General features: G+C 64.2%; 30 protein-coding genes and 2 pseudogenes. 23 read left to right on the top strand and 9 right to left on the bottom strand.

Features of this window, described 5'->3' with window-relative positions:
- Positions 1-81 precede the first annotated feature (81 nt).
- Together ACSQ9A_RS08935 and ACSQ9A_RS08930 are read left to right on the top strand one after the other, a co-directional pair.
- The gene (locus ACSQ9A_RS08935; RefSeq protein WP_436303395.1) at positions 82-798 is read left to right on the top strand and encodes a c-type cytochrome; all 717 of its coding nucleotides are present in this window, start codon (positions 82-84) and stop codon (positions 796-798) included.
- Positions 799-800: 2 nt separating this feature from the next.
- Positions 801-2,063: a c-type cytochrome gene (locus ACSQ9A_RS08930; RefSeq protein WP_436303393.1), complete on the top strand. Its 1,263-nt coding sequence runs from the start codon at positions 801-803 to the stop codon at positions 2,061-2,063.
- A gap of 75 nt (positions 2,064-2,138) precedes the next feature.
- Here the strand turns inward: ACSQ9A_RS08930 and ACSQ9A_RS08925 are convergent, their stop codons facing one another.
- Complete coding sequence (locus tag ACSQ9A_RS08925) at positions 2,139-3,053, bottom strand: JmjC domain-containing protein (RefSeq protein WP_436303391.1); 915 nt, start codon at positions 3,051-3,053, stop codon at positions 2,139-2,141.
- A gap of 254 nt (positions 3,054-3,307) precedes the next feature.
- Here ACSQ9A_RS08925 and ACSQ9A_RS08920 point away from each other — a divergent pair, with 254 nt between their 5' ends.
- The 8 genes and pseudogenes from ACSQ9A_RS08920 to ACSQ9A_RS08885 all read left to right on the top strand — a co-directional run bounded on the left by ACSQ9A_RS08920 (position 3,308) and on the right by ACSQ9A_RS08885 (position 9,481).
- Positions 3,308-5,542, top strand: a complete 2,235-nt coding sequence (locus tag ACSQ9A_RS08920) for a heavy metal translocating P-type ATPase (protein ID WP_436303390.1) — start codon at positions 3,308-3,310, stop codon at positions 5,540-5,542.
- Positions 5,542-6,021: a Cu(I)-responsive transcriptional regulator gene (gene cueR, locus ACSQ9A_RS08915; protein ID WP_436303389.1), complete on the top strand. Its 480-nt coding sequence runs from the start codon at positions 5,542-5,544 to the stop codon at positions 6,019-6,021. The genes ACSQ9A_RS08920 and cueR (ACSQ9A_RS08915) overlap by 1 nt, the downstream gene beginning before the upstream one ends.
- Positions 6,022-6,109: 88 nt before the next feature.
- Entirely contained in the window at positions 6,110-7,030 is a 921-nt protein-coding gene (locus tag ACSQ9A_RS08910) for a F510_1955 family glycosylhydrolase (protein WP_436303388.1), read from the top strand.
- Between the two features lie 232 nt (positions 7,031-7,262).
- Positions 7,263-7,727: a Cu(I)-responsive transcriptional regulator gene (gene cueR, locus ACSQ9A_RS08905; protein ID WP_436303386.1), complete on the top strand. Its 465-nt coding sequence runs from the start codon at positions 7,263-7,265 to the stop codon at positions 7,725-7,727.
- Positions 7,728-7,762: 35 nt separating this feature from the next.
- Positions 7,763-8,038 (top strand): annotated as a pseudogene (locus ACSQ9A_RS08900) (heavy metal-binding domain-containing protein); the annotation flags it as partial.
- 3 nt (positions 8,039-8,041) lie between these two features.
- A pseudogene (locus ACSQ9A_RS08895) lies at positions 8,042-8,602 on the top strand (HAD-IC family P-type ATPase); the annotation flags it as partial.
- 40 nt (positions 8,603-8,642) lie between these two features.
- Positions 8,643-9,113 (top strand): DUF411 domain-containing protein, encoded by a 471-nt coding sequence (locus ACSQ9A_RS08890; protein WP_436303385.1) that lies wholly within the window; start codon positions 8,643-8,645, stop codon positions 9,111-9,113.
- Entirely contained in the window at positions 9,110-9,481 is a 372-nt protein-coding gene (locus ACSQ9A_RS08885; RefSeq protein WP_436303384.1) for a copper-binding protein, read from the top strand. The genes ACSQ9A_RS08890 and ACSQ9A_RS08885 overlap by 4 nt, the downstream gene beginning before the upstream one ends.
- A 52-nt stretch (positions 9,482-9,533) precedes the next feature.
- On the opposite strand, the gene ACSQ9A_RS08880 is transcribed toward ACSQ9A_RS08885, so the two are convergent.
- Positions 9,534-9,821, bottom strand: coding sequence for a hypothetical protein (locus ACSQ9A_RS08880; protein ID WP_436303383.1), 288 nt, complete (start codon positions 9,819-9,821; stop codon positions 9,534-9,536).
- A gap of 284 nt (positions 9,822-10,105) precedes the next feature.
- On the opposite strand from ACSQ9A_RS08880, the gene ACSQ9A_RS08875 reads away from it, so the two are divergent.
- The 9 genes from ACSQ9A_RS08875 to ACSQ9A_RS08835 all read left to right on the top strand — a co-directional run bounded on the left by ACSQ9A_RS08875 (position 10,106) and on the right by ACSQ9A_RS08835 (position 17,117).
- Positions 10,106-10,390 (top strand): hypothetical protein, encoded by a 285-nt coding sequence (locus tag ACSQ9A_RS08875; RefSeq protein ID WP_436303382.1) that lies wholly within the window; start codon positions 10,106-10,108, stop codon positions 10,388-10,390.
- Positions 10,387-11,808: a TolC family protein gene (locus ACSQ9A_RS08870; protein WP_436303381.1), complete on the top strand. Its 1,422-nt coding sequence runs from the start codon at positions 10,387-10,389 to the stop codon at positions 11,806-11,808. Before ACSQ9A_RS08875 ends, ACSQ9A_RS08870 begins: the two co-directional genes overlap by 4 nt.
- 24 nt (positions 11,809-11,832) lie before the next feature.
- Positions 11,833-13,245, top strand: a complete 1,413-nt coding sequence (locus tag ACSQ9A_RS08865) for a multicopper oxidase family protein (RefSeq protein ID WP_093102142.1) — start codon at positions 11,833-11,835, stop codon at positions 13,243-13,245.
- Between the two features lie 33 nt (positions 13,246-13,278).
- On the top strand, positions 13,279-13,764 hold the full coding sequence (locus tag ACSQ9A_RS08860) for a cupredoxin domain-containing protein (RefSeq protein ID WP_436303380.1): 486 nt from the start codon (positions 13,279-13,281) through the stop codon (positions 13,762-13,764).
- A gap of 35 nt (positions 13,765-13,799) precedes the next feature.
- Positions 13,800-14,150 carry a copper-binding protein gene (locus ACSQ9A_RS08855; protein WP_436303379.1) on the top strand — a complete coding sequence of 117 codons (351 nt, stop codon included), beginning with the start codon at positions 13,800-13,802 and terminating at the stop codon, positions 14,148-14,150.
- A 51-nt stretch (positions 14,151-14,201) separates the two neighbouring features.
- Positions 14,202-15,026 (top strand): methyltransferase, TIGR04325 family, encoded by an 825-nt coding sequence (locus ACSQ9A_RS08850; protein ID WP_093102137.1) that lies wholly within the window; start codon positions 14,202-14,204, stop codon positions 15,024-15,026.
- Between the two features lie 130 nt (positions 15,027-15,156).
- The gene (locus ACSQ9A_RS08845) at positions 15,157-16,302 is read left to right on the top strand and encodes a glycosyltransferase family 4 protein (RefSeq protein ID WP_170855460.1); all 1,146 of its coding nucleotides are present in this window, start codon (positions 15,157-15,159) and stop codon (positions 16,300-16,302) included.
- Positions 16,303-16,378: 76 nt separating this feature from the next.
- Positions 16,379-16,669 (top strand): hypothetical protein, encoded by a 291-nt coding sequence (locus ACSQ9A_RS08840; protein ID WP_436303378.1) that lies wholly within the window; start codon positions 16,379-16,381, stop codon positions 16,667-16,669.
- Positions 16,656-17,117 (top strand): methyltransferase family protein, encoded by a 462-nt coding sequence (locus tag ACSQ9A_RS08835; protein WP_436303377.1) that lies wholly within the window; start codon positions 16,656-16,658, stop codon positions 17,115-17,117. The genes ACSQ9A_RS08840 and ACSQ9A_RS08835 overlap by 14 nt, the downstream gene beginning before the upstream one ends.
- A 41-nt stretch (positions 17,118-17,158) precedes the next feature.
- On the opposite strand, the gene ACSQ9A_RS08830 is transcribed toward ACSQ9A_RS08835, so the two are convergent.
- Together ACSQ9A_RS08830 and merC are read right to left on the bottom strand one after the other, a co-directional pair.
- The gene (locus ACSQ9A_RS08830) at positions 17,159-17,434 is read right to left on the bottom strand and encodes a GDCCVxC domain-containing (seleno)protein (protein WP_436303376.1); all 276 of its coding nucleotides are present in this window, start codon (positions 17,432-17,434) and stop codon (positions 17,159-17,161) included.
- A complete protein-coding gene (gene merC, locus ACSQ9A_RS08825) occupies positions 17,431-17,853 on the bottom strand; it encodes an organomercurial transporter MerC (RefSeq protein ID WP_093102129.1) in 423 nt (140 codons plus the stop codon). The genes ACSQ9A_RS08830 and merC overlap by 4 nt, the downstream gene beginning before the upstream one ends.
- Positions 17,854-17,919: 66 nt before the next feature.
- Here merC and merR point away from each other — a divergent pair, with 66 nt between their 5' ends.
- The gene (gene merR, locus ACSQ9A_RS08820) at positions 17,920-18,324 is read left to right on the top strand and encodes an Hg(II)-responsive transcriptional regulator (RefSeq protein WP_436303375.1); all 405 of its coding nucleotides are present in this window, start codon (positions 17,920-17,922) and stop codon (positions 18,322-18,324) included.
- An 8-nt stretch (positions 18,325-18,332) separates the two neighbouring features.
- On the opposite strand, the gene ACSQ9A_RS08815 is transcribed toward merR, so the two are convergent.
- The 5 genes from ACSQ9A_RS08815 to ACSQ9A_RS08795 all read right to left on the bottom strand — a co-directional run bounded on the left by ACSQ9A_RS08815 (position 18,333) and on the right by ACSQ9A_RS08795 (position 22,914).
- Entirely contained in the window at positions 18,333-19,004 is a 672-nt protein-coding gene (locus ACSQ9A_RS08815) for an IS630 family transposase (protein ID WP_436303374.1), read from the bottom strand.
- Positions 19,004-19,447: a helix-turn-helix domain-containing protein gene (locus tag ACSQ9A_RS08810; protein ID WP_436303373.1), complete on the bottom strand. Its 444-nt coding sequence runs from the start codon at positions 19,445-19,447 to the stop codon at positions 19,004-19,006. Before ACSQ9A_RS08810 ends, ACSQ9A_RS08815 begins: the two co-directional genes overlap by 1 nt.
- Before the next feature lie 101 nt (positions 19,448-19,548).
- On the bottom strand, positions 19,549-21,183 hold the full coding sequence (locus ACSQ9A_RS08805; protein ID WP_436303372.1) for a hypothetical protein: 1,635 nt from the start codon (positions 21,181-21,183) through the stop codon (positions 19,549-19,551).
- A 163-nt stretch (positions 21,184-21,346) separates the two neighbouring features.
- Complete coding sequence (locus ACSQ9A_RS08800) at positions 21,347-22,135, bottom strand: CHAP domain-containing protein (protein ID WP_436303371.1); 789 nt, start codon at positions 22,133-22,135, stop codon at positions 21,347-21,349.
- A 218-nt stretch (positions 22,136-22,353) separates the two neighbouring features.
- The gene (locus tag ACSQ9A_RS08795; RefSeq protein WP_436303370.1) at positions 22,354-22,914 is read right to left on the bottom strand and encodes a hypothetical protein; all 561 of its coding nucleotides are present in this window, start codon (positions 22,912-22,914) and stop codon (positions 22,354-22,356) included.
- Positions 22,915-23,098: 184 nt separating this feature from the next.
- Here ACSQ9A_RS08795 and ACSQ9A_RS08790 point away from each other — a divergent pair, with 184 nt between their 5' ends.
- From ACSQ9A_RS08790 to ACSQ9A_RS08780, 3 genes are all read left to right on the top strand, one after another.
- Complete coding sequence (locus tag ACSQ9A_RS08790; RefSeq protein ID WP_436303369.1) at positions 23,099-23,716, top strand: DUF1294 domain-containing protein; 618 nt, start codon at positions 23,099-23,101, stop codon at positions 23,714-23,716.
- A 63-nt stretch (positions 23,717-23,779) separates the two neighbouring features.
- The gene (locus ACSQ9A_RS08785) at positions 23,780-24,229 is read left to right on the top strand and encodes a hypothetical protein (protein ID WP_436303368.1); all 450 of its coding nucleotides are present in this window, start codon (positions 23,780-23,782) and stop codon (positions 24,227-24,229) included.
- Positions 24,226-24,819 (top strand): DUF4272 domain-containing protein, encoded by a 594-nt coding sequence (locus ACSQ9A_RS08780; protein ID WP_436303367.1) that lies wholly within the window; start codon positions 24,226-24,228, stop codon positions 24,817-24,819. Before ACSQ9A_RS08785 ends, ACSQ9A_RS08780 begins: the two co-directional genes overlap by 4 nt.
- Positions 24,820-24,827: the final 8 nt, after the last annotated feature.

Below are 24,827 nucleotides of genomic sequence, written 5' to 3'. Positions count from 1 at the left end.
GACTGCAAACTGATCCGGTCGCCGGAGCGCGCACTGAGCCTGTTCTCCCGGTGGCCATGCGGGGAGAATCGCGCGCAACCCATGAACATCCCACGCTACTGGCGCGCCTTGCTGTTCGCCGCCTGCAGTCTCGCGCCGCTGCCGCCTGCCGCCGCCGCGACACCCACCCGCGTCCCCGACACCATCGAGCAGCGCGTGGCAGCCTGCATTGCCTGCCACGGCCGCGAAGGCGCCAGCACCAACGCGGGCTACTTCCCGCGCCTGGCCGGCAAGCCCGAGGGCTACCTCTACAACCAGCTGCTGAGCTTTCGCGACGGCCGGCGCTTCAACAGCGACATGGTCCACATGGTGCGTCACCTCTCGGATGCCTACCTGCGCGAGATCGCAGGCTACTTCGCCGGGCTCGACCTGCCCTATCCACCCGTGCCGACCCGCTCCGACGCGTCGGAGCAAAGCCTGCAGCACGGCAAGACCCTCGCCCTCCAGGGCGATGCGCGGCGCGGCATTCCGGCCTGCGCGCAATGCCATGGCGAAGCGCTCACCGGTGTGGCGCCCGCCATTCCCTCGCTGCTCGGCCTGCCTCGCCTTTACCTCGCGTCGCAGCTCGGCGACTGGCTCAACAACGGCCGCCATGCGCTGCCGCCCGATTGCATGGCCAAGGTGGGACGCAAGCTGAACCCGGCCGACATCAACGCGGTGGCGAGCTGGCTGGCCCTGCAGCCGGTGCCGGCGAATCCCAAGCCCGCATCCGCGCTGCCGGGACCCCTGCCGATCCCTTGCAGCGCGATGGGGCCCTAGCCATGCGACGCCTCCTCTACGCGCTGCTTGGGGTACTCGCGCTGCTGGTGCTGGCCGCGCTTGCGATCGTCGCGTTCAACCTGCGCGGCGAAGACAAGCTGCCCGACGTCCCTGCAGCCTTCAGTGCCACGCCGGCCCAGGTCGAACGCGGCCGCTATCTCGCGCTGGCCGGGAACTGCGCCGGCTGCCACACGACGCGCGGCGGCGCGCCCTATGCCGGCGGGCTCGGCATCGACACGCCCTTCGGCACCGTGTACGCAAGCAACCTCACGCCCGACGAAAGCGCCGGCATCGGCAGCTGGAGCGCGGCGCATTTCTGGCGCGCCATGCACAACGGACGTTCGAAGGACGGACGCCTGCTGTACCCGGCCTTCCCCTATCCGAACTTCACGCGCGTGTCGCGCGAGGATTCGGACGCGATCTACGCCTACCTGCGGACCGTGCCGCCCGCGCCGGCGCCGAACACGCCGCACAAGCTGCGCTTTCCCTACGACACGCAAGCGGCACTCGCGGTGTGGCGCGCGCTCTTCTTCTCGCCCGGCGGCTTCGTTCCCGATCCGGCGAAGCCGGCCAAATGGAACCGCGGCGCCTACCTGGTCGACGGCCTCGGCCACTGCATCGCCTGCCACGGCACGCGCAACGTGCTGGGCGCCACCGAGGAGAAGCTGGGCCTCGCGGGCGGCCCGGTCGAGAACTGGTATGCGCCTTCGCTGAACTCGAAGCGCGAGGCCGGCGTGGCCGACTGGGACACGCAGCACGTGGTCGCCCTGCTCAAGAACGGCACTTCGCCGCGCGGCTCGGTCATGGGGCCGATGGCCGACGTGGTGTACCGCAGCACCCAGCACCTGAGCGAGGCCGATCTGCAGGCGATGGCGGTGTTCCTGAAGCAGTTGCCCGAACGCGCGCCGACTGCTGCAGCGACAGCACCCGCGCGCCGCGATGCCGGCGTGATGGCGCGCGGCGCCAAGATCTACGACCAGCAATGCGCCTACTGCCATGGCGACGCGGGCCAAGGCGCCGAGGGTGCCTACCCGGCTCTGGCGGGCAGCCGCACGGTCAAGATGGATTCAACGGTCAACCTGGTGCAGGCACTGCGCCACGGCGGTTTCCTGCCCTCCACCGCCGGCAATCCACGGCCCTACGGCATGCCGCCCTTCGGCCATGTGCTCGACGACGACGGCATCGCCGCCGTGCTGACCTACATCCGCGGCTCGTGGGGCAACAACGCGCCGCCGGTCACGCGGCGGGAAACGATGCGCCGCTGAGGCTTCGCGCTCAGTAGTTGTTCATCGGGCAGGCCCGACCCTGGCGCATGAAGCATGGGGGGCGGGTAGTGCTTCTTAGTAGGAGCCCGGCGGCGGCGCCGTCGACAGCTTGAAGCGCGCGGCCGGCCCGATCCTCTTGACGATCGAAGATCGCGCCGCACCGATCAGCCGGCCCACGGGCGCCTTGAGTGCGTCCGCCGCGGGCGACTCGCCGGGGTAGGCGGGCGAGAGGCCGCACCTGCGCAAGACCCGGTTCACTTGGTGGACGCGAGCGGTCATGCGCGTGACCGAGGTGTAGAAGGTCACGCCGACCGAGATCGACACGCGGTCACCCGGGGAGGTCCAGGCGGTATCGGAACTCGTCATGTGCGGCGAGGTGCTCGGGAAATAGACGCCGTCTCCCGGACGGGCGTTGAACTCGTGGCTGAGAGGCCTGAACTCCTCCTTGAAGCGCACCTTCCTGAGCGAATGGGTGACGATGAAATCCTCCACCGCCTCGGCCGGCACGATGCTGCGATCCGCATGGTCCCAGACGTACAGCGTCTTGCGCCCATGCAACTGCAGCCAGAAGTTGTTCTCGCGATCGATGTGGAAGGGCGTCACCGAGGGCGGCACCGTGATGAAGACGAAACCGTTCACCCGAAAGATGCCCGGCTGCTCGCGTTCGACATCCGCGCGCATGGTGCCGACGATGTCGAACAGCAAGGCCTGGTAGCGCGGAATGGCTTCGATGTTGTAGAGGGCGAGCCACGAATTCAGCTCTTCGATGCGCTCGAAACACTCGTCGATGCTGCGCCCGTCCGGATGCAGGCTGTCGTGCGCGATCTTGGAAGCCGGGGTGATGTCCGGCCGCATGAACCGGCACTGGCCGAACGGGACGAGCTCCTTGGCGAGCTTCGCGAGTTCGCGCATCTGAAACAGAGGATGCTCGTGCAGGTTGTGATGCAACGTAGCAATCCTGTAGGTCGAAAAACTTGCAGGGTCATCCATCCACAGCCTATGGGTTGCAGAGGACGGCATGGCAATCGCGGTGCAATCTCCCATCGCATCTCCCCGGCGCGCTTCGTCGCGTCTAATACTTTCGTTTACCTTTCCACAGCCAGATTAAACGGCAGCCGGCGAGAACGGACCACCCGTAGACCGCGCACGGAACAAGGTTGTCCCGTGAGATCATTTGACTCTCCCATCATGGGAAGGTTGAAGCTCCTTGCCAGCTGCAACACCGTCTGGAAATAGGAGAGTTCATGAACGACAGCCTGGCGCTACGGCCGCCCGCATCGAGCCACGACGCCGGCGAGCAGACGCTGAGTCTGCAGATCGAGGGCATGACCTGCGCATCCTGCGTCTCGCGCGTCGAGAAGGCGCTGGCCAAAGTGCCGGGCGTGGCTTCCGCGACGGTGAACCTGGCCACAGAGAAGGCAGAGGTCGCGTTCGCCGACCGCTCGCTCGACGTGCACAGCCTGATCGCCGCCGTTCAGAAGGCGGGCTATGCCGCGCACGAGGTCGAGGAGGAGGCGCCCGTTGCGCCGGCCACGGTCGCTCGCCGCTGGCCCGACTGGTGGCCGGTCGCGGTGGCGGCCCTGCTCGCGGCGCCGCTGATGCTGCCGATGTTGGGCCTCCTGTTCGGCAGCGCGTGGATGCTCGACGGCTGGCTGCAGCTCGCGCTGGCGACACCGGTGCAGTTCTGGCTCGGAGCGCGCTTCTACCGCGCCGGATGGAAAGCCCTGAAGGCTGGCGCCGGCAACATGGATCTGCTGGTGGCCCTCGGCACCACGGCCGGCTACGGGCTGAGCGTCTACCTGCTCTATACCCATGCGGGCCACGGCATGCCGCCGCATCTGTACTTCGAGGCCTCGGCGGTGGTGATCACGCTGGTGCTTCTGGGCAAGTGGCTGGAGACGCGGGCCAAGCGCCAGACCACCGAGGCGATCCGCGCCTTGAATGCATTGCGTCCGGAGCGCGCCCGCGTGCGCCGCAACGGCGTGGACCGGGACGTCGCGCTCGGGCAGGTCCAGGTCGGCGACCTGGTGGTCGTGCGGCCCGGCGAGCGCGTGCCGGTGGACGGCCTCGTGGCCGAGGGCGCGAGCGAGGTCGACGAGTCGCTGATCACCGGCGAAAGCCTGCCGGTCGCCAAACAGGTGGACGACGCGGTGACCGGCGGTGCCGTCAACGGCCAGGGCCTGCTCGTCGTCCGGACCACCGCGGTGGGCGCGGAATCGACGCTCGCGCGCATCGTGCGGCTGGTCGAATCCGCGCAAGCGAAGAAGGCGCCGATCCAGCGCCTGGTCGACCGGGTCAGCAGCGTCTTCGTGCCGATCGTCATCGGCATCGCGCTCGTGACCGTGCTCGGCTGGGGCTTGGGCACGGGCGACTGGGAAGCCGCGATCCTCAATGCGGTGGCCGTGCTCGTGATCGCCTGCCCCTGCGCGCTGGGTCTGGCGACGCCGACCGCGATCATGGCCGGCACCGGCGTGGCCGCGCGCCACGGGGTGCTGATCAAGGACGCCGAGGCGCTCGAAGTGGCGCACAGCGTGAAGATCGTTGCCTTCGACAAGACGGGCACGCTGACCGAAGGTCGGCCGGAACTGGCGGCCTTCGAAGCGGTGGACGGCGATGCAACCGCCCTGCTGCGCGCAAGCGCAGCCATCCAGGCGGGCAGCGAGCATCCGCTGGCGCGCGCGGTGCTCGCGCGAGCGCAGCAGATGGGCCTCGCGATCCCGCGCGCCGGCGAAGTGCGCGCCGCGGCCGGGCGCGGCATGGCGGCCACGGTCGAGGGCCGCGCGCTGCGTCTGGGCAGCACGCGTTTCATGCGCGAGCTCTCGGTGCCGCTGGGCAAGCTCGACGCGCGCGCCTCGCAGCTGCAGGCCGAAGGCCGCACCGTGTCCTGGCTGGCCGACGTCAGCGAAGGTCCGAAGCTGATCGGCCTCCTTGCCTTCGGCGATGCGCCGAAGGCGAATGCCGCGGCCGCCATCGAACAACTGCACGCGCAGGGCATCCGCACGGCGCTGGTCACCGGCGACAACCGCGGCAGCGCCGAGGCGGTGGCGAAGCTGCTGAAGATCGACACCGTGCGCGCCGAGGTGCTGCCCGAAGACAAGGCCGCCGTGGTCGCGCAGCTCAAGGCCGAGGGCCAGCGCGTTGCGATGGTGGGCGACGGCATCAACGATGCGCCGGCGCTGGCCGCGGCCGACGTCGGCATCGCGATGTCCACCGGCACCGACGTCGCGATGCATGCGGCCGGCATCACGCTGATGCGCGGCGACCCGGCGCTGGTGAGCGACGCGATCGACATCTCGCGCCGCACCTACGCCAAGATCCGGCAGAACCTGTTCTGGGCCTTCGTCTACAACGTGGTCGGCATCCCGCTCGCGGCCTTCGGCCTGCTGAGCCCGGTGATCGCCGGCGCGGCGATGGCCTTCAGCAGCGTGAGCGTGGTGAGCAATGCGCTGCTCCTGCGGCGCTGGAAAGGAGGTGCGTGATGAGCAGTACTTTTGCGGGGCCGTTCAACATCGGCGATGCAGCCACCCGCTCGGGGGTCAACGCCAAGATGATCCGGCACTACGAATCTCTCGGCCTGTTGCCCAAGATCAGCCGGACGGACTCGGGCTACCGCCAGTACACCGGGAACGATGTGCACACGCTGCGCTTCATCCGGCGAGGGCGCACGCTCGGCTTCAGCATGGCCGAGATTGCCGAGCTGCTGAAGCTGTGGCAGAACAAGCGCCGTGCAAGCGCTGACGTCAAGCGCATCGCGCTCGCACATGCGGAAGATCTCGGCCGGCGCATCGAAGAGATGGAAAGCATGAAGCGCACGCTGGAGCGGCTGGCGGATTGCTGTCAGGGAAACGAGCGGCCAGACTGTCCGATCATTGACGAGCTCGCCGCCCTCACCGGATTTGCGGGCCGCCATCCTGTTGCTGCCAAGCGCCAAATCTTGCAGGCGGACTCGACAGTCTAGGTGCCGGATCAAGAAGCTGGTTTGCGTGGCGAGGAACTGTTCTACCTGCCGATACACAAATCATCATGACGAGGACCGGAGGCCTCAGATGATTCGTGCGAGCCTCGCCCAACGACAGACTCTCCACGCCTGGATGCTCGCATGCGCACTTGGCGTCCTCGCGGCGCCGCCGGTTCGCGCCGGCCAACCGGTGACCCTGACTCACGTCCACGGGCTGTCCTATAGCGCTGACGGAAAGCAGCTCCTGATCCCCAGCCACCATGGCCTTGCCGTGTACGCGGACGGGCATTGGTCCAAGGCGGAGGGGCCGGCGCACGACTACATGGGCTTCTCCGCCACGCGCGATGCGCTGTACAGCAGCGGGCACCCGGCGCCGGGTTCCGAGCTGACCGATCCCTTTGGCCTGATCAAGAGCAGCGACGGCGGCAAAACCTGGCAGCAGCTCGGGCTCACGGGCGAGTCGGACTTCCACATACTGGCAACCAGCTTCGCGACCAACGCCGTGTACGTGGCCAACAAAGAGGCAAACACCCGCATGAGCCAAGTCGGCATCTACCACACGCGGACCGACGGCCTCAGGTGGCGACGCGCCGCGGCCAAGGGACTGGGGCGCTGGCTCCATAGCCTGGCCGTGCATCCCACCAACGCTGCCGTCGTCGCCGCGGGCACGGACGAGGGACTCTATCTGTCCCGGAATTCGGCGGAGAGCTTCGAGCGGCTGGTCGGCGGCATGGTGACTGCCGAAAGCTTCGATCTGGATGGGCAGCACTTGTGGTTCAGTACCTATGCCGACAAGGCGGTGCTGGCGAGGATCGTATTGAAGGCCAGGGCCAAGGCCGAAGAGGTGCCGATCCCAGCGCCGACAGACGATGCTGTGGCGTACATCGCGCAGAACCCTGTTCGGCGCGAAGAGATCGCGATCGCCACCTTCAAGCGAAGCATGTTTCTCAGCAAGGACCAGGGTCGGACCTGGACGCAGATCGCGAAGGGCGGAACGACCCATGAGTGACTCACATGTGTCGGGGCATGTTGATGCATCTGCGGCAGCAAGCGGAAGCATCCTGAAATTGCCGCTCAAGTAGTCCCCAAGGCCTGCTTAACCCTGAAAAAAGGTGGGGTTCGTACATGTCGGATTGACCTTCCCATGATGGGAGAGTTGATATTTCCTGAATCGGAAATCTAAAGACAGGAGATGTCGATGAGCAACAGCATGCGTCGCGGCGCTGGAAAGGAGGTGCGTGATGTGCAGCACCTTTGATGGGCCGTTCAATATCAGTCAGGCATCCGCCCGTTGCGGGGTCAATGCCAAGATGATCCGTCACTACGAATCGCTTGGACTGTTGTCCAAGGTCGGCAGCACGGACTCGGGCTATCGCCAGTACACCGAGAAGGATGTGCACACGCTGCGGTTCATTCGGCGCGGACGCTCTTTCGACTTCAGCATGGCCGAGATTTCTGAGCTGTTGAAGCTGTGGCGGAACAAGCGCCGCGCAAGCTCCGACGTCAAACGCATTGCTCTGACGCATGCCGACGACCTCAGCCGGCGTATCGAAGAGATGGAAAGCATGAAGCGCACGCTGGAGCGGCTGGCGGACTGCTGCCAGGGAGACCAGCGGCCGGACTGCCCCATCATCGACGAACTCGCCGAGCTCAGCGGGTTCGCAGACTGCCATCACAGGTCCAAGGCTCAAGTCCTAGCGACCTAGCCTGCGGCCGATACCAGAAGCCTGTTGACCTTCCTATGGTTGGAGGGTCGAGACTGACAATACAAGAGGTCTCAATGAATCCACATTCCCGCCATCCGACCGCGCCCATCGCGACTCCCGAGGAAGCTTCGCACGGACAACACGATCATCGAGACCACGGTGCTGATGGCCGGGATGCCGGAGGTGGGTCTGGTGGTCACCGCGGCGCTGCGATAAAGACGGGCGGCGGTGCGAACGTCGAGTACACCTGCCCCATGCACCCACAGGTTCGTCAGATGGGGCCTGGAAGCTGCCCTATCTGTGGAATGGCGCTCGAGCCGGTCGTCGCGACCGAGGCGACCGCCATTGCGGCGCTGCGTGCGGAAGGCATACGGGTAGTCATGCTCACGGGTGACGGGCGAATCACTGCGCAAGCCGTCGCGCGCCAGCTCGGCATCGACGAGGTGATCGCAGACGTTCTCCCGCAGGACAAGTCGTCGGTCGTCCAGCGCTTGAAGACCGAAGGCCGCACCGTGGCCATGGCTGGCGATGGCGTCAACGACGCCCCTGCACTGGCCGCGGCGGACGTCGGCATCGCGATGGGAACCGGCACCGACGTGGCGATGGAGAGCTCAGGCGTGACGCTGCTACACGGCGACCTCATGGGCATCGCGCGGGCCCGTCGCCTGTCGCAGGCGACGATGAAGAACATCCGAACCAATCTCTTCTTCGCCTTCGTCTACAACGCGGCCGGCATACCGCTCGCGGCGGGCGTGCTCTACCCGTTCTTCGGCATACTCCTGTCGCCGGTGATTGCGGCGGCTGCGATGGCGCTGTCTTCTGTCAGCGTCATTGCCAACTCGCTGCGTCTGCGCACAAGCAGAGTGATCGACTAAACCGCTGGCGCCACCGAGCAAGCGCACTCGAAGGACTCACATGAAAAGACGTTCATTCCTCTTCACAATCGGAGCGACCCCCTTCCTGCAGCCAGGCCAGTCCCTTGCAGCTGCTCCGATCCAGGTCTACAAGAACCCGGAGTGCGGTTGCTGCAGCGCTTGGGTCGACCATTTGAAGGCCGCCGGTTTTTCCGTGCGGGTGACGGAAACTCCGGACATGTCCAGCATCCGCAGGCGCTTCGGAATGCCGGAGCGCTTGGCAGGTTGCCATACCGCGACGCTGGAGGGCTATGTCCTGGAAGGTCATGTGCCCGCGGCCGATATCAAGCGCCTGATGGCGACGAAGCCGCAAGCCGTCGGCCTCGCTGTACCTGGCATGCCCGTTGGTTCGCCTGGCATGGAGTACGGCAACCGCCGCGAGCCCTACAAGGTGCTGCTCATTGATCGCCGAGGCCGGGATAGCGTCTTTGCCAGTTACCCGGGCAGTTCAACCGTTGGAGGCGCAGGATGAGATTCGCTTCTTTCCTGGCTCTCGGCCTGGTGCTCACGGCCGCCGGCGCCCAGACGCAGACATCCCCGAATGCGATGTCAGTGACCAAGCAATCGGCCAAGCCCGGTCAGACTGCCTCGCTCCCGCTGACGGACGCCATTGTCGAACGCGTCCTTCGTGAATCCGGTGAAATCGTCTTGGAGCATGAGGATTTGCCCAATCTCGCGATGCCTGCGATGACCATGGCTTTCGACGTCGGAAACAAGAAGATGCTCGATGCGGTAAAGCCCGGCGACAAGGTGCGCTTTCAGGCGGAAATCGTGAAAGGTAGGCCAACCATCACACACATGGAACTTGCTAACAAACCCGCGCGTGCACGCGGTCGGTAGCCAGTATCTGGCTTAGGTGAATAGCCAAACCCCTGACAAGCCCACTACAATTTCAGCGATGGTCAGCTTTCGCGCAATCCTGCTGTGGCTCATGATGCTCGCAGTGCCCTTTCAGGGCTACGCGGCTGCGGCCATGGCGTTTTGCGCATCTGAGCCGGCGCAGATGAGTGCCGGCGTGGTGCACGATCACAGCCAGCGCGACCATGCCTCGCCGCAAGGCGTCGAGCATCATCACGTGAATGTGAGCGGCGACGATGGCGAGGACCATCACGTCGCTCAGAGCGCGCAGGACGACCAGTCCGATGCGTTCCACAAATGTGGCAACTGCGCGGCGTGTCATTCGGTCGCGATGATGCCGACGCTCGGGACATCCCTTCTTCACGGTCTCCCGCAGGCCGACCTTGCAGAGCCTTTTCACGCGATGGCGACTGTCTCGCCCAGCGTTCCTCACAAACCTCCTCGCGCGTAACCGCGTCCAGCGTCCGGCAGCTCGGCTGCCGGCGCGCGGACGCGCATGCATCGCTCGTGTCGTCACGCCCTTCGCGGGCTCGCTGACGACATGCCGTTCATGAACATCGCGAGGATCCCATGTTCACTTTCTTGCCGGCCCGATGGCTGGCTGCCTTGCCCGCCCTGGCTGCTCTTGCAGCGGGCGCTCAGACCAGCCCTGCGCCAAACACCGCGGCCGCCACCGAAGCCGCGGCACCGCTTTCTTTCCGCTCGGCCATGGAGGGCTACAAGCCTTTCGCCGAAGAAAAGCCCATTCCCTGGAAGGAGGCCAACGAGACCGTTTATCAACGCGGAGGCTGGCGCGCCTACGCCAAGGAGGGTGCCGGCGAAACCGATGACCCGCACGCCGGGCATTCGATGTCCACGCCGATGGCAGCACCCCCGAAGGAAAAGCCGTGAGGCGAACGCTGCAGATTGCCTCGATCGCACTCGCCGCTGCATTCCTCGCCGGCTGTGCTTCCGTTGGAATCGACGATGCGCTGAAGGAGACGAATTCCTCCGCCTCGCAGTTCACCGGGGGGAAACTCGAACTGAGTCGAACCAGGGAGCAGCGGGAGGCCCGCACGGCGCTTTCCGAGGAGTTGCTCGGCAAGCCGCTTTCTCAGGATGATGCAGTCCGCCTGGCACTTGCGAACAGTCCTGCAGTCCAGGCGCTCATCGCGCAAAGCTGGGCCGACATTGCTGCGGCCAACCAGACGAGCCGGCTGACCAACCCCGTGTTCAGCTTCGAGCGCATGCGCCTCGGCGACGAGCTCGAGATCGGGCGCTTGCTGTCTTTCGGACTGGTCGATCTCATCCTGCTGCCCCAGCGGCTTTCGATTTCCCGAAGCCAGGCCGCGCAAGCGCAAGTGCAGTTGAGCGGCACGGTGGTGGACCAGGTCACGCAGGTGCGGCAAGCCTGGGTGCGTGCCGTGGCGGCCCAGCAGTCGCTGCAGTATGCAGAGCAGGTCAAGGAGTCGGCCGAGGCCAGCGCCGAACTCGCACGGCGCATGCAGCTCGTCGGCAATTTCAGCAAGCTGCAGCGCGCACGCCAGCAGGTGTTCTATGCAGACGCCACGACGCAGCTTGCATCGGCGCGACACGCGGCTACGGCCGCGCGTGAAGAGCTGGTCCGCGCCCTTGGCCTGGACGATGCCCAGGCGGCCAAGCTGAAGCTGCCTGAGCGCCTGCCGGATCTGCCCAAGGCACCTCGCGAAGCACGCGACGTGGCTGCGACCGCCAGCGAGCAACGCCTGGATGTGCAGCAAGCCCGAGCGCAACTCGACGTCGCCGGGAAGTCGCAGGGCATCAACCTGCTGTCGACCTTCATCGACGTGGAGGCCGGCATCCGGCGGGACACGGTGTTCGACAACGCGGCGGGCACCCGAGGGACGCGGCGCGGTTTCGAGCTCGACATCCGGCTGCCGCTCTTCGACTGGGGATCCGCCCAGCGCAACGCGCTGAACGCCCAGGCGCTCGCTGCGGCCAACCGCTACGACGCCACCGTGCGCGGCGCGACCTCGCAGCTGCGCGAAGGCTATTCCGCCTATCGCACGGCCTACGACATCGCGCGCCACTACCGCGACGAGATCGTGCCGCTGCGCCAGGCCATGGCCGACGAGAACGTGCTTCGCTACAACGGGATGCTGATCGGCGTCTTCGAGCTGCTGGCCGAGGCCCGCGACCAGATCGCGAGCGTGAACAACGCCATCAACGCGCAGCAGCAGTTCTGGCTGGCGGACGCAGCGCTTGCGGCGTCCGTGATCGGCAAGCCCTCGGCCATGACGGCACCGACGGCCAGCGCAGGCGCACCGCCTGCGGCCGCTGCCGCTCACTGAGCGGCGCTCCTTCTACGGATCAACATGACAAACAGACGCAACTTTCTCAGCGGTGCAGGCGCCATCACGGGCGCCATCGCCGCCGCTTCGGTCGGCAAGGTGGCGATGGCTGCCTTGCCCGAGCCCGTGCTCCAGACGAAACCCGACACGATGCCGCCGCTGGCGCCATCCACCGGGCGGTCATACAACCCCGTCGTCACGCTCAATGGCTGGACGCTGCCCTGGCGCATGAACAGCGGCGTCAAGGAGTTCCACCTGGTGGCCGAGCCCGTGGTGCGCGAGATGGCGCCCGGCTTCAAGGCCCACCTGTGGGGCTACAACGGCCAGTCGCCGGGGCCCACCATCGAAGTGGTCGAGGGCGACCGCGTGCGCATCTTCGTCACCAACAAACTGCCCGAGCACACCAGCATCCACTGGCACGGCCAGCGCATTCCCAACGGCATGGATGGTGTGACCGGCCTGACGCAGCCGGCCATCCAGCCCGGCAAGACCTTCGTCTACGAGTTCGTCGCGCGCCGCCCTGGCACCTTCATGTACCACCCGCATGCGGACGAGATGACGCAGATGGCGATGGGGATGATGGGCTTCTGGGTCACGCATCCCAAGGCCAGGCACCCGCTGATCGACGAGGTCGACCGCGACTTCGTCTTCTTGCTCAATGCCTACGACATCGAGCCCGGCAGCGCGACGCCCAAGATCATGACCATGCTGGACTTCAACCTGTGGTCCTGGAACAGCCGCATTTTTCCGGGCATCGATTCGCTCAACGTGCGGCTGAACGACAAGGTGCGCATCCGCTTCGGCAACCTGACGATGACGAACCACCCGATGCATCTGCACGGCCACGAGTTCGTGGTCACGGGGACCGATGGCGGCCCGACACCGAAGAGCAGCCGCTGGCACGAAGTGACGACCGATGTGGCGGTCGGCCAGATGCGCCAGATCGAGTTCCTTGCGGACGAAGAGGGCGATTGGGCCTTCCATTGCCACAAGAGCCACCACACGATGAACGCGATGGGCCATGACGTGCCGACCATGATCGGCGTGGACCACCGTGACGTGGTCAAGAAGATCACCAAGCTGGTCCCGGACTACATGGTGATGGGCGAGCGCGGCATGGCCGACATGGGCGAGATGGAGATGCCGCTGCCCGACAACACCGCGCGAATGATGAGCGGCGAAGGCCCGTTCGGCTCCGTCGAGATGGGCGGCATGTTCAGCGTCGTCAAGGTGCGCAGGGGACAGAGGCCCGGCGACTACTCGAACCCAGGTTGGTTCAAGCATCCCAAAGGCCAGGTCGCGTACGAATTCAACGCGACGATGCCCGAGGCACCGCGCGCCAAGGGCGCCGGTTCAGCTGCCATGCCCGCGCAAAACATGCCCGCCAAAAACATCGAGGTCCAGGTCCGCAAGCCCAGCGGTCACTCGGGCCATTGATTTCTTCTTTAACCACCCTCTGAAAGGACTTTCATGAAAACCCTCCGCTACACCGCTTTGGCTGCGTTGAGCGCTTTGGCTACAACAGGCGTCCATGCCGCCGGCACGCATGCCGGCGGCCACCACTCCGAAGAGCGCATCGGCAAGCCCGGCGTCGTCGCCAAGGCGACCCGCACGGTCAAGGTCGACATGACCGACGGCATGCGCTTCAGCCCGGCCAGCATCGATGTGAAGCAAGGAGAGACCGTGCGCTTCGTGGTCACCAACTCCGGCAAGCTCAAGCACGAGCTGGTGCTTGGCACCGAGAAGGAGCTGAAGGAGCACTACGAAGTCATGAAGAAGAATCCGGAGATGGAACACGCCGATCCGAACATGGTGACGCTCGCCGCCGGCAAGGCGGGCGAGATCATCTGGCAGTTCACCAAGGCCGGGAAAGTCGACTTCGCGTGCCTGCAGCCGGGTCACTACGACGCCGGAATGAAAGGCGCCGTCAACGTAACCAAGGCCGCTCGCAAGTAGCGCCACCCTCGCCCCACTCCATCGAAGGAACTCACATGATCGACATTCGTACCGCTCTCGCCGCCACCATTACTGCGCTCGCCCTCCCAGGTTTGGCCTCCGCACAGACTGGCAGTGGCACCGCCGCACCGACTGCAGGTGCTGCGCCATCGTCCGCTGCCAGCGACCTCGCCGAGGGCGAGGTCCGCAAGGTGGACAAGGAAAGCAAGAAGCTCACGCTCAAGCATGGTCCTCTGAAGAGTCTCGACATGCCTGGCATGACGATGGTCTTCCAAGTGAAGGACGACGCTATGCTGGACAAGGTCCAGGCCGGGGACAAGATCCGTTTCCAGGCCGAGAAGATCGACGGCAAATTCACCATCACCAAGCTCGAAGCGGCGCGCTAGGCCTCAGAGTGCGCCGCTCGCAACGGCGCAACTTCCGGAAAGGAGGTTCCCATGACACACGCGAGTGCTGCGCAGATCATGCGCGAGCTACTGGAAGGACCGGTCGCTCGACCCGCGTTGCTGCGGTGGCGGCGGCAGCAATTCCTCGCCAAGGAAGGATTCGGCTTCTATTTTGGGGTGTTCGAGAGCTTTGCGGCCGCGCGCGAATGGCTGCCGCCGAATCCGGGATTCAATCACGACACATTGGCCACCGAGTATGTCGAGGTCCGGACCCGGCAGGTATTTACCTATGACTATCCGATGATGTGGTGGCTTGACCGAGCGTTTCGTCACGGCGCCGCGAGCGTGCTCGATATCGGCGGCTCGGTCGGCGTTCACTACCACGCGTATCGGTCATACATCGATATGCCATCGGCGCTGACATGGCGCATCGTCGAAGTTCCGGCAATGGTCGCCATCGGCCGCAGGCTGGCTGCAGAACGCGGGGCGATGGCACTGAGCTTCACCGACGATCTGGAAGAGGGCCTGACCAGCGCCGGCGCTGACATCTGGATCTCATCAGGTGCTCTTCATTACATGGAAGATGCGCGGCCGAGCGATCTGCTCAAGCGATGCCTTGAGGCGCCCATGCACATCCTTCTCAACAAGCTGCCGCTCTACGAAGGCGATGACTTCGTCACCACGCAGAACATCAGCGAAGGCTGTTTTGCACCCATGCATGTTTTCAACCGCGATCGATTGATACGCAGCATCGAAGCACTGGGCTACCACCTTCGGGATCGATGGGCAGTCCACGAGCGGTCGCTGTACCTGCCGGGCTACCCGGAACGCTCATTTCCGTCCTTCACAGGTCTGTATTTCGCGGCCGAGTCGTAATCAGCCGCCCCGCTCGCCGGAGTTTCGGCACATCCCAAGGAGATCGAGATGCCACATGAAAGATGCACCGAATGCATCGAGGCCTGCAGCGACTGCGCGGTCCGGTGGCATCGATGAGGGCCGCCAACCCATGAAGATCCTGCTGATAGGCAACTATGTGCCTGACAATCAGACCAGCATGCGAGCTTTCATGCGAGTCCTTGAGCGTGAGTTGTCGAACCAGGGTTGCGAGCTGCGCATCCTCACGCCTAAGCGGTGGCTGCAGCGCGTGCCACAAACGTCCCTCTTGTGGAAGTGGCTTGGCTACTTGGACAAGTTCGTCCTTTTCATCCCTACGCTTGCTACGCAGTCGCGTTGGGCGGACGTCGTTCACATTTGCGATCACTCCAACAGTATGTACGTGCGCTGGGTGAAAAGCAGCCCGACGGTCATCACCTGCCACGATGTCATCGCCGTGCAGGCCGCCAGAGGCATGGTGCAAGGGTGGAACGTCGGTTGGAGCGGACGCGTGTTCCAGCGGCTCATCGCGTCGGGACTTGCGAAGGCCGACCTGATCGCCTGCGTCTCGCACATGACGCGACGTGAGCTGCTGGGCTTGAAGTTCGCGGATGAGCGTAGGGTGACAACGGTGCTCAACGGCCTCAACGACAGCTTCTATCTTGTCCAGCCAGAGGAAGCCGACGCACTGATCGAGCGTTTCGGGTTGTGCGCAAACGACAAGTACCTGATCCATGTCGGCTCGGACTTGCCGCGCAAGAATCGCAAGGCGGTCGTCGAGACGTTCATTGCGCTGCAGCAGCGTGCTGCTGCATGCGGCGGCCCTCCTATCGTGCAGCACCTGGTTTTCGTGGGGCCGAGTTTGGAGACAGACCTGATCGACTTGGCATCCCACCATGGCGTTGCGGATCGGATAAGGACCTTGCAACACGTCTCCCATGAGGAACTGCGCGCGCTCTACGCCAGGGCCACGGCCTTGTTGTTCCCTTCCCTGCAGGAAGGGTTCGGCTGGCCGTTGATCGAGGCGCAGGCCTGCGGCTGCCCGGTCTTCACGTCCGACCTGGCGCCGATGAATGAGATCGGAGGCCCTGGCGTGTGCTACGTGGATCCACATAATCCCGAAGCCATGGCCCAGGCCATCGAGCAGGCGGCTGGGCGATTTGAGGAGATGCGCGCCTTGGGATTGGAGAACGCTCTGCAGTACTCGGCGGCACAGATGATGGCGAACTACCTCGCTGCATATCGCCGCGTGCTGGGAGCACGGCAGCGCCGCCAATAGGGCCGCGCGGGTCGCGACGGTGCGCTTCGATCGTCTCGTTCCACAGCTTCGGCATCACCCCAATATACGTGACGACATGACACCCCGCCTCCGCAAGTTCGCGCTCATCGTACATGTCGTCTCCTCGGTCGGCTTGCTCGGCGCGATCGCCAGCTTCCTGGCGCTCGCCATTGCCGGTGTGACCAGTCAAAACGCTCAAATGGCGCGCGCCGCCTATCTCGCGATGGAGTTGATCGCCGCCGTCGGCCTGCTGGTGTTGCTCGTGCCCGCCGTGCTGTCGGTGTACAAGCCGCGGGGCAGGACCCCGTACGGAGTGCGTAAAGAGCACGAGCAGCGTGCGTTGTTGCAGCCCCATGAACTCGCTTGAGCTGAAGGTCCCGCCTCCTGCAGTGGCGCTGCTTTTCGGCGTCCTCATGTGGCTCGTGTCCTCACTGGTCGCGCCGCTTGAAGTGCCGTCTGGCCCTCGCGTATCGGTTGCCCTTGTTCTTGCTTCAGTTGGCCTGGTTTTCGGCGTCTCGGGCATGGTCTCCTTCTGGCGAGCAAGAACCACGATGAATCCAATCAAGCCTATGGCTACATCGTCTCTGGTCACCAACGCTGCCTTTCGCTTCACACGCAATCCCATGTACCTCAGCCTTCTGCTCTACCTGCTTGCGTGGGCCGTGTACTTGTCAAACGTGTGGACCTTGCTCTTTGTGCCCGTGTTCGTGCTCTACATCAACGAATTCCAGATCAAGCCTGAGGAGCGCGCGTTGTCCTCGCTGTTTGGTCCAGAGTACGCCGCATACAAGGAAAGGGTTCGCCGGTGGCTGTGAGGCACAAACCCCTCCATCCAATGGCTACGTCGTGGCGGCGGTCAAGTAATCTGGGCACGATCTGCGGGGATGGCGCCCAGGCCCTCCCCGCAGCATTGCCTCCGCGCCTGGACCGGCGGGCACTTCACCGAGCCGAACGAGCAGAACACGCAGCAATCGCCGGGCTGCGGTCGCAGCAGGGTCTTGCAGCTCTCGCATTCATAGAAAAACTGGCAGGCGTCGACGGGCATGTCCTCGCGTTTCGAGTGGCCGCAGTGCGGGCATGTCAGCACCGAGTCGAGAACCAAGGCGCTGCGCGAGTTCTGTCCTCCCGTCATGGGCGCGCCTGCCCGGTCCCGCAGCCATCTGTGCTGCAGTGCTTGTTCGCGGGCGACAAAAGATCCCACAGCGAGACGCCGACCATGAAGGCCAGCCCCGTGTACAGCAGCCTGGCGGTCCACCACTGGCCGAAGAACAGCAGCATGGCCGCGAGCACGATCGCCGGGCCGATCATGCCCAGCAGGCTGCGATGCCACTGACGATGGCTGAACCAGCCGACGGCGTTGGCGACCAGCGCGACGGCCGCGAACAGTGGGAGCAGGGTGTTGAGGAACAGGCCCTCGTACGCGCTGAAGATGCCCAGGCCTGCGGCGGCGCCGAGGCCCGCCAGGGCCGGAAAGCAGGCCGGGCACGACGCTGCAGAGACAACGCTGCCCAAGGCACCGGCCTTGTCGGCCACACGCGTGATCCATTCCATTGATCGGGTCCTTGGCTGTTCGATAAGTTCACAATACTCCCGTACCCAAGTACGGAGTCAAGCGGCATGGAACAGGAGATTGACACCCTGAGGATCGGCGCCTTCGCTGAGAGGGCCGGCGTCAATGTGGAGACTATTCGGTTCTACCAGCGCAAGGGACTGCTGCCGGAACCGGGGAAGCCATACGGCAGCATCCGGCGCTACGGCAAGGCCGATGTGGCGCGGGTCCGATTCGTCAAGTCTGCCCAGCGCCTGGGCTTCAGCCTCGACGAGGTCGCCGGTTTGCTCACCCTGGACGATGGCGCGCATTGCGACGAGGCGCGCCAACTCGCGGAGCAAAAACTCGCCGATGTGCGTGCCAAGCTGGCGGACCTGCATCGCATCGAGTCGGTCCTGGCCAAGTTGGTGGACGACTGCTGCGCGAGCCGCGGCAGGGTGTCTTGCCCATTGATCGCCGCGCTGCAGGGCTAGCTAGTACATCAACACGCAAGTTTCGAAACGTAATGACGCCCGAGCTTGTGATCTGCATCCTGTCGAGTGAACTTCCACTCGATGGTTCGGCGCAGCGCGTTTCGATCTGTTTGCCAAGCATCGACTTCGCGTCGCAGAAGTTGCTGACTTGGGAGGCGGCGGTTCAGGCATTGGCGCGTGAGGATGCCGATCTCGATCTCTGCCATGTTGAGCCAACTTGCGTGCTTGGGCGTGTAGTGAAAGCACACCCGGCGCAGCAGCGTGCTGGCCGCGCGCGTTCCCAACACATCGTCGAAGCATTTCCTGAAGTGAATGTTCAGGTTGTCCAGCACGAGGTGAACGCGGCGCGCCGTCGCATAAGTGTCGGTGAGAAGTGCCTGGACGAAGCCGACGAAGTCCGTCTTGCCCCGGTGATCGGTGACCGAGACGACGCGCTGTCCCGCCTTGGGCTCGACCGCCACGAACAGATTGGTCGTGCCCTTGCGCACGTACTCGTAGTCCAGCTTGGCCGCTTCGCCCGGCGCCATGGGCAACGGTTCGCGGCTATGAGCAACGAGTTGCAGACTCTTCTCGTCGATGCAAATTACGGGCTCGTCGCCGCGCATCGGTTTGGCATACAGCTTGAGCAGGTTGTACATGCGGCAGCGGTACTCTTCGGTGAGCGTGCCGATGCACCACATCAGCCGTCGCCAGGGCTTGAGCTCGTTTTTTTGAGCATGCGCCGGACGGTTTCCCGACTGACGTTGCCAAGGCCCAATTCCTGGCGCGCGGCACGTTCGAGTTCGACGATCGTCCAGCGCTGGCGACCCTCGGGCGGAGCCGAGCATGCCAGTGCCGTCACTCGCGCCTCGGCATCGGTGTCGTACTGTCGCGGCCGACCCGAGCGTGCAACGTCGAACACGGCGAGATCGACGCCTCCTTGCAGGTATGCCGACCGGGTGCGCCACAGCGCGGTGCGTCCGATCCCCAGAACGTCCATGATCTGCGCCTCGGGAATCCCGCGATCCAGGCACGACAGCGCATGCGCCCGGTTCACTTCGCGCGAATGATGAATTCCCTTGCTTCGAATCTCCTCGATGACCGACCGATCCTTCTCGGTCAAATGCAGTTCGGTCTGGCGCATGAGAACTCCTTCGTAACCCCAACGGGGATAGACGGAGTGTATTCATGTTCCGTTATTTACGTGTCACTGTACTAGTGCGTTGAGAGGAGTATCTGCCGCAACTACCAGTTGACTGGCTTCAGGTCGGGCCCAACGATGTGATCAGGGTGGGCCGGGCCGGCATGGTTCACGTCATGCGTGAAATGCGCGCCATACCAGACCACGACATCGTGGTTCGATATGGCCTCGCCATTGACCCATCGATCGATGTCGGCCTCGTACGGCGGGCCAATCGCGACGGAACCGTCATCGATCTCGCTACCCCGGTAGCGCAGTATCCAGACGTCTCCGCGACCAAAGGGCGCATCTGGCTCGGCGCCGGCGACCCCGTCGCTCGCGTTCGGGATGATGTCGTAGCCCTCCCGGCTGACGGTGTTCTCCACGCGCCACTTGCGCTTGCGCGCAAAGTCGCGCGCCCTGCGGATCTCGAATGACTTGGTGTGCCACTTGCTCGATCCGACCAAGGGCGGATCATTGAACTCTCGCACTTGATTGTTGCCCGCGGTCCGAATATCGAAGTCCAGGCGCCAGTAGACATGGTGATGGTGCACGTTGCACACGCACTGGCTCTCGACGGCGGCAAAACCAAAGCGCGGTCGAATGGTGCCGTTGGTGCCAAGGCGCCACTCACTGACGTAGCGGTACCAGCCCGCTTCCATTTCACTCACGAGGACCACCTCGTTGCCGCGCACGTAGATGCCGACCCCGAGAAAATTCCCGGTGTCGGAGGCCGTGTCCATGATGGTCGAGGCGGGCGCCGAACAGAGACGGAAGCCCGGTGCCACGTCGATGCCTTGTGCCTGGATCATTCCTTCCTGGTATTGCCAGTCGCGATAGGGACCACAGGCGTCCGCGTCGTATTTGACGTTCAGGATCGGCACATGGGCTCGGTACAGAACGCGCTTGCCCTTGTAGTCGACGAAGCGCAGTTCGATGCCCGAGCCGTTAGTGCCACTTGACGCGGCCGGGCGTACGGCGAGGAAGCGCCACAGGGTCTGGCCGCCTTGAGTCACTGTCACCCAGACTTGGCCGGCCGTGCCCTTGGCGGCCGTGGCCTGATTGGCATCATGCGGCACGCCGCACAACCCGCCTCCGTGAGGACGCGCGTTGCCAGGCGCACGCCCCTCGAATCGAGTCACTGCGCGCGCCGCTAGATCGACAGCGACGATCTCGTGCTCCGCGTTGGGGCCCCGGGGGAGCAAGCCGACGGCGATACGGCGTTCGATGCTTCCGTCGGGCAACTCGGTCAGCGAAAGAGCCGGGATCGGCTGGTATGGCTCTGACTGGCCGCCAGCGAGAGCAGCACCCAAGGCTGCATCACGGCGCACGATCTTGACGGCAGCGGCGAATTCCGCATCCGACGGCGGCGGGGGAAGGGCCGATTCGGTCAGCGACAGTTTGCGCGGCGCGCTGAGCAGCCCTTCGGCCAAGATTGTGCGATGACGTTTGTCGTCATACAGGGTGGCACGGAACGCGCTCGGCGGTTTGGGCCTGCCGCCTTTGGCCGGATCGGCTTCCTCCAGCGCCTCGACGTACAGGAGCCGTGCCCTGGAATGCCCGACGTAGTCGAGCAGCGCGGGATTGAGCGACAAGCGCTCGCCGATCGACGCCAGTTCTTCGCTGGTGGGCCCGAAGGACTTGATGGCGATCTTGATCCCGTGGGCAGACGAATTCCCCGTTGCGCTGGGCTTGACCATGACATCCTCACTCTTCTTTGGTGGACATAAGCACACAGTGCTCTTCTTCGACCGGCCACTGATGGCAAAGGCGATCGAGAAATCCTACGCACGACAATCGGCGCGCGCATCCACCATTCGATGGGCGCCGAATGGCTAGCAAACATGCGACAACGGCCTCCTCTCAGCCGACCAGCGTGTAGTCGATGAAGCCCTTGTTGATCTCCCCTACCTTGCGGGTCAGCCGGTAGACGCCGCCGCCTTCGCGCGTCTTGCTCGCATCGGTATTGCCCTCGATGGTGTTCAGCATGCCGGCTTCGACCGCATCGACCAGGCCGGTGTGGCCGCGGCCCTTTCCGTGGTCCATGATGAAGATCATTCCGGGCTTCACCAACGTCGGGTCGTCCGTGGCCTCGGCCGCGCGGATGCGTGCCGCGCCTCTGGAAGGCGCCTTGTTCCAGTGATCGAGACAACCGGCGGTGCGCACCATGGGATTCTTCGGCCGGCCCAGCTTCTTCGACGCCTCGTCGAAGCAGTAGTAGACGAAGGCGCAGCACCACGGCAAGCCGGGTGACGCCCCTGTCCGCGCGAGGTACTTTTCGACGTCGGGGCCGCGATTCGAGTTCATCGGGATCTCGCGCACTTCCTTCGCCTCTTCGCCTGCCGCGACCGCCAGCACTTGCGCCAGCAGATCACTGCCCGCAACGTTGTCGGATGCGATGGTGTCCAGGCCGAACAGGGCGCCCCAGGTCAGCGAGCCGATCTCGCCGTCCTGCTTCAACGGACGGCCTGCCGGATCGACATGGCGGGCCTGGAAGAGCTTGACCACGCGCTTCATGTCGGCGTCGAATGCGGTGCCCTGCGGATCGAGATTGCTTTCGCCCGCCATCATTCGATCGAGCTGGCCGCGCACGGCCTGAACGACCGAGGCATCCACCTCCCCGAGCTTGACGACGCGTCCGGGATATTCCATGGGCTTCTCCTTGCTGGTGCGGACTCAGCTTAGGTTTGCCCTCACGGAAATTCATCTGGCAAACGGCGTATCCCGGAATGCCGCACCGATCTGCTCGCCGAGCGCCAGCAGCGGCGCACTCAGCTCGGGCGCCATTTCGGCATCGCCTTCGACCACATCAACCAGTTCGCCGAAGGAAGGTTGAAAGAAGCGCTCAATCCCTCGGTATTGCCGGCGGCCTAGGGCTTGTCTTCGGGGACCTGGCCGAAACGCTGAAACATGGCGGACCCGAGCCGTTTGATCTCCATCATCGCATCGGTCTTCGGGGCTTCTTCCCCGGCAAGAACGGCCGCCGCATGCGATGCGGAGGCGCTTGCCCTTCGCGCGCGGTTCGCGCACTTGGCGAGCTCCTGCTTGCGCTCGCTCAGCGTGAAGTAGGCGGCGTCCCTCAGCAAGGTCTCGGCAACCCGCAGCGCGGCCTCTGCGGCACTCAGGCTCATGTGGATGCCGGCACGTACGCGATTGCCGTAATCGTTCTCTTCCTTGAGCCGAAGTTCCGCCTCCTGCTGGGATGAAGGGAGGACGCCCAGATCGGTGGGAGCAAAGTAGGGCACGGCCTGCACCCCAAGACTTCGACCCGCAATCACCTCTTCGATGGCGGTTCTTGCTTTCTCGATCGTTTCCAGATCCAGATTTTCCATGGCAGCCTCTTTTTGCGACAGGCTCAAGTGTGGGGCGAGCAGCGCTGATGCGCACGTCTTCTGCACGGGAAACTCGGGCAACTCGTCAATTTTTGGCAACAGAGGATTCGCGCAGCCGCGACCGAAAAATGCTCGGCCGCACAAAGGTAGAACTTAACTACTGATTCGAGGATCTCTTCGAGCTGGACGCCAAGTTATCCTGTCATCCCGCCCGTCTCGCACGAGTACTTCCACGTCGCCCGCTCCTCACGCCAAGCGCTAGGCCCTCATCACGACTCCCGACATGCGCTTTGAAGGAACTCTCAAGACATGGAACGACGAACGCGGCTTCGGATTCATCGAGTCCAGTCAAGGCGGACAAGAGATCTTCGTCCACGTCAAGGCGTTCAAGGCCCGAACTGGCCGGCCGCAGATCAATCAGGTGTTCTCGTTCGAGATTGAACTCGGGCCTCAGGGCAAGAAGCGTGCAAAGAACGTTGCGCCCGTGCAGCCCGTCCGCAGGCGCCCCAATGCGCGTGGCGAACCTCCGGCACAGTGGGGAACCGCCTCGCTGTTCGCCATTCCTGTCTTCTTGATCCTGTTCGTCGCAGTCAGCTTGCTCTGGAGACCGCCTCTCTGGTTTGCCGCTGTCTACGTCGTGGGCAGTGCGCTGACGTTCCTGGCATACGCAGTCGACAAGTCGGCTGCACGCCGCCAAGCTTGGCGCACGTCGGAAAGCACTCTTCACCTTCTGGCCCTTGCTGGCGGATGGCCAGGCGCGCTCCTCGCGCAACAGCTCTTGCGTCACAAGTCCACCAAGGCTGAGTTCCGCAGCGTATTCTGGGCAACGGTCGTTCTCAATGCGCTTGGCTTCGTGGCTTTGTGCTCTCCGCTGGGTAGTTCATTGTGGGCGCGAGCCTGAGGTCGAATCCTGAACGTCGCCTATGCTCGGCCAGCCGCGCATGTCAAACATTGGGTTTCTCGCATGCCATCAACAAGTCTGGTGCTGTATATCTTTCTCATTTGGTCTGGCGTTCGCGCCGTGCTGCTTGCGGCTTCGCTGCTAGGAGGCAAACCCCTGCCCGCCCTACTCTTGGCCGTGGAGAAGGTCGAGCCATCGGTGCAAGGGGAAGAGAAGAGCGAAATGGCAAAGGGGTTCCTGTGGATCAGCGTGGTTTGGTTCGTTGCCGTCACAGCCGTCGCGGCATTTGCCTACAACTCAGCCTCAAGCGGCAGCACGTGGGGCCTGGCCATCTTCGTTGCCATAGGAGGTTGGTCGCTCTATGAAGCCGCATCGAGTCCCATTGTTCTCGGTCGCATGTACCCAGGCTCCATCGGATGGAAGGACTGGCTGGCCGCCGTCATGGGGTCGGCGATCTGGGTCCTTCTCTTCGTCGTACTGGTCGCTCGGCGGTTTGGCCCTTTGGTGTCATGACACAGCGGTCGATTGAGATCGGGGGTGAAGAAGGCGACGTACCGCGCTCGCTTGGCGAGGTGCTGGACCGCACACTTGCCTTGGGTGCTGCCGTAGCCGCGAGCTTTGGAGCACCGGCAGCCGAGCTTGTTGCATGGTTGCACGAGTCGAATCTCGAAACGGCGCTCACGCCGGAAGAGCGTTCCTTGCTTGGAATGGATGCCCGCAACGCCAAGCAAGTTGCCAACATGTCGTGGCAAAGCGAGCGGCTCCTCGTTCTCCTGTGGGCTCTCTGCAAGATTGAGGAGATACCGTCTCCTGCGGAGCAGTGCCGCCTCGGAACGCTGGAGGAACTGCTGCCGCCGTACGGAGATCAGTCGCTTGCCGTGTTTCGCGAATCCGCTCGCCTTCGATCGGAGGACGAACTGTTCGACGCAGCGGTCGACCTTCAAACGCTCCACGCACTCGCAAGGCAGAGGACGAAAGAGCCAAGCCACCGTGCAAGTGAGCCGGCGGTGGACATCGAGGTCGTACAGGAACGTCACCACGCGATCAATTGGCTCGTCGGGTACGAAGCTCAGTCCTGGAATGAGATCACAACTGACACCTGACAGACCTC

It is taken from the genome of Variovorax sp. LjRoot290 (assembly GCF_964253985.1).
In the GTDB taxonomy this organism is placed as follows: Bacteria; Pseudomonadota; Gammaproteobacteria; order Burkholderiales; family Burkholderiaceae_C; genus Variovorax.
This window is presented reverse-complemented; position numbering and strand designations above follow the sequence as displayed.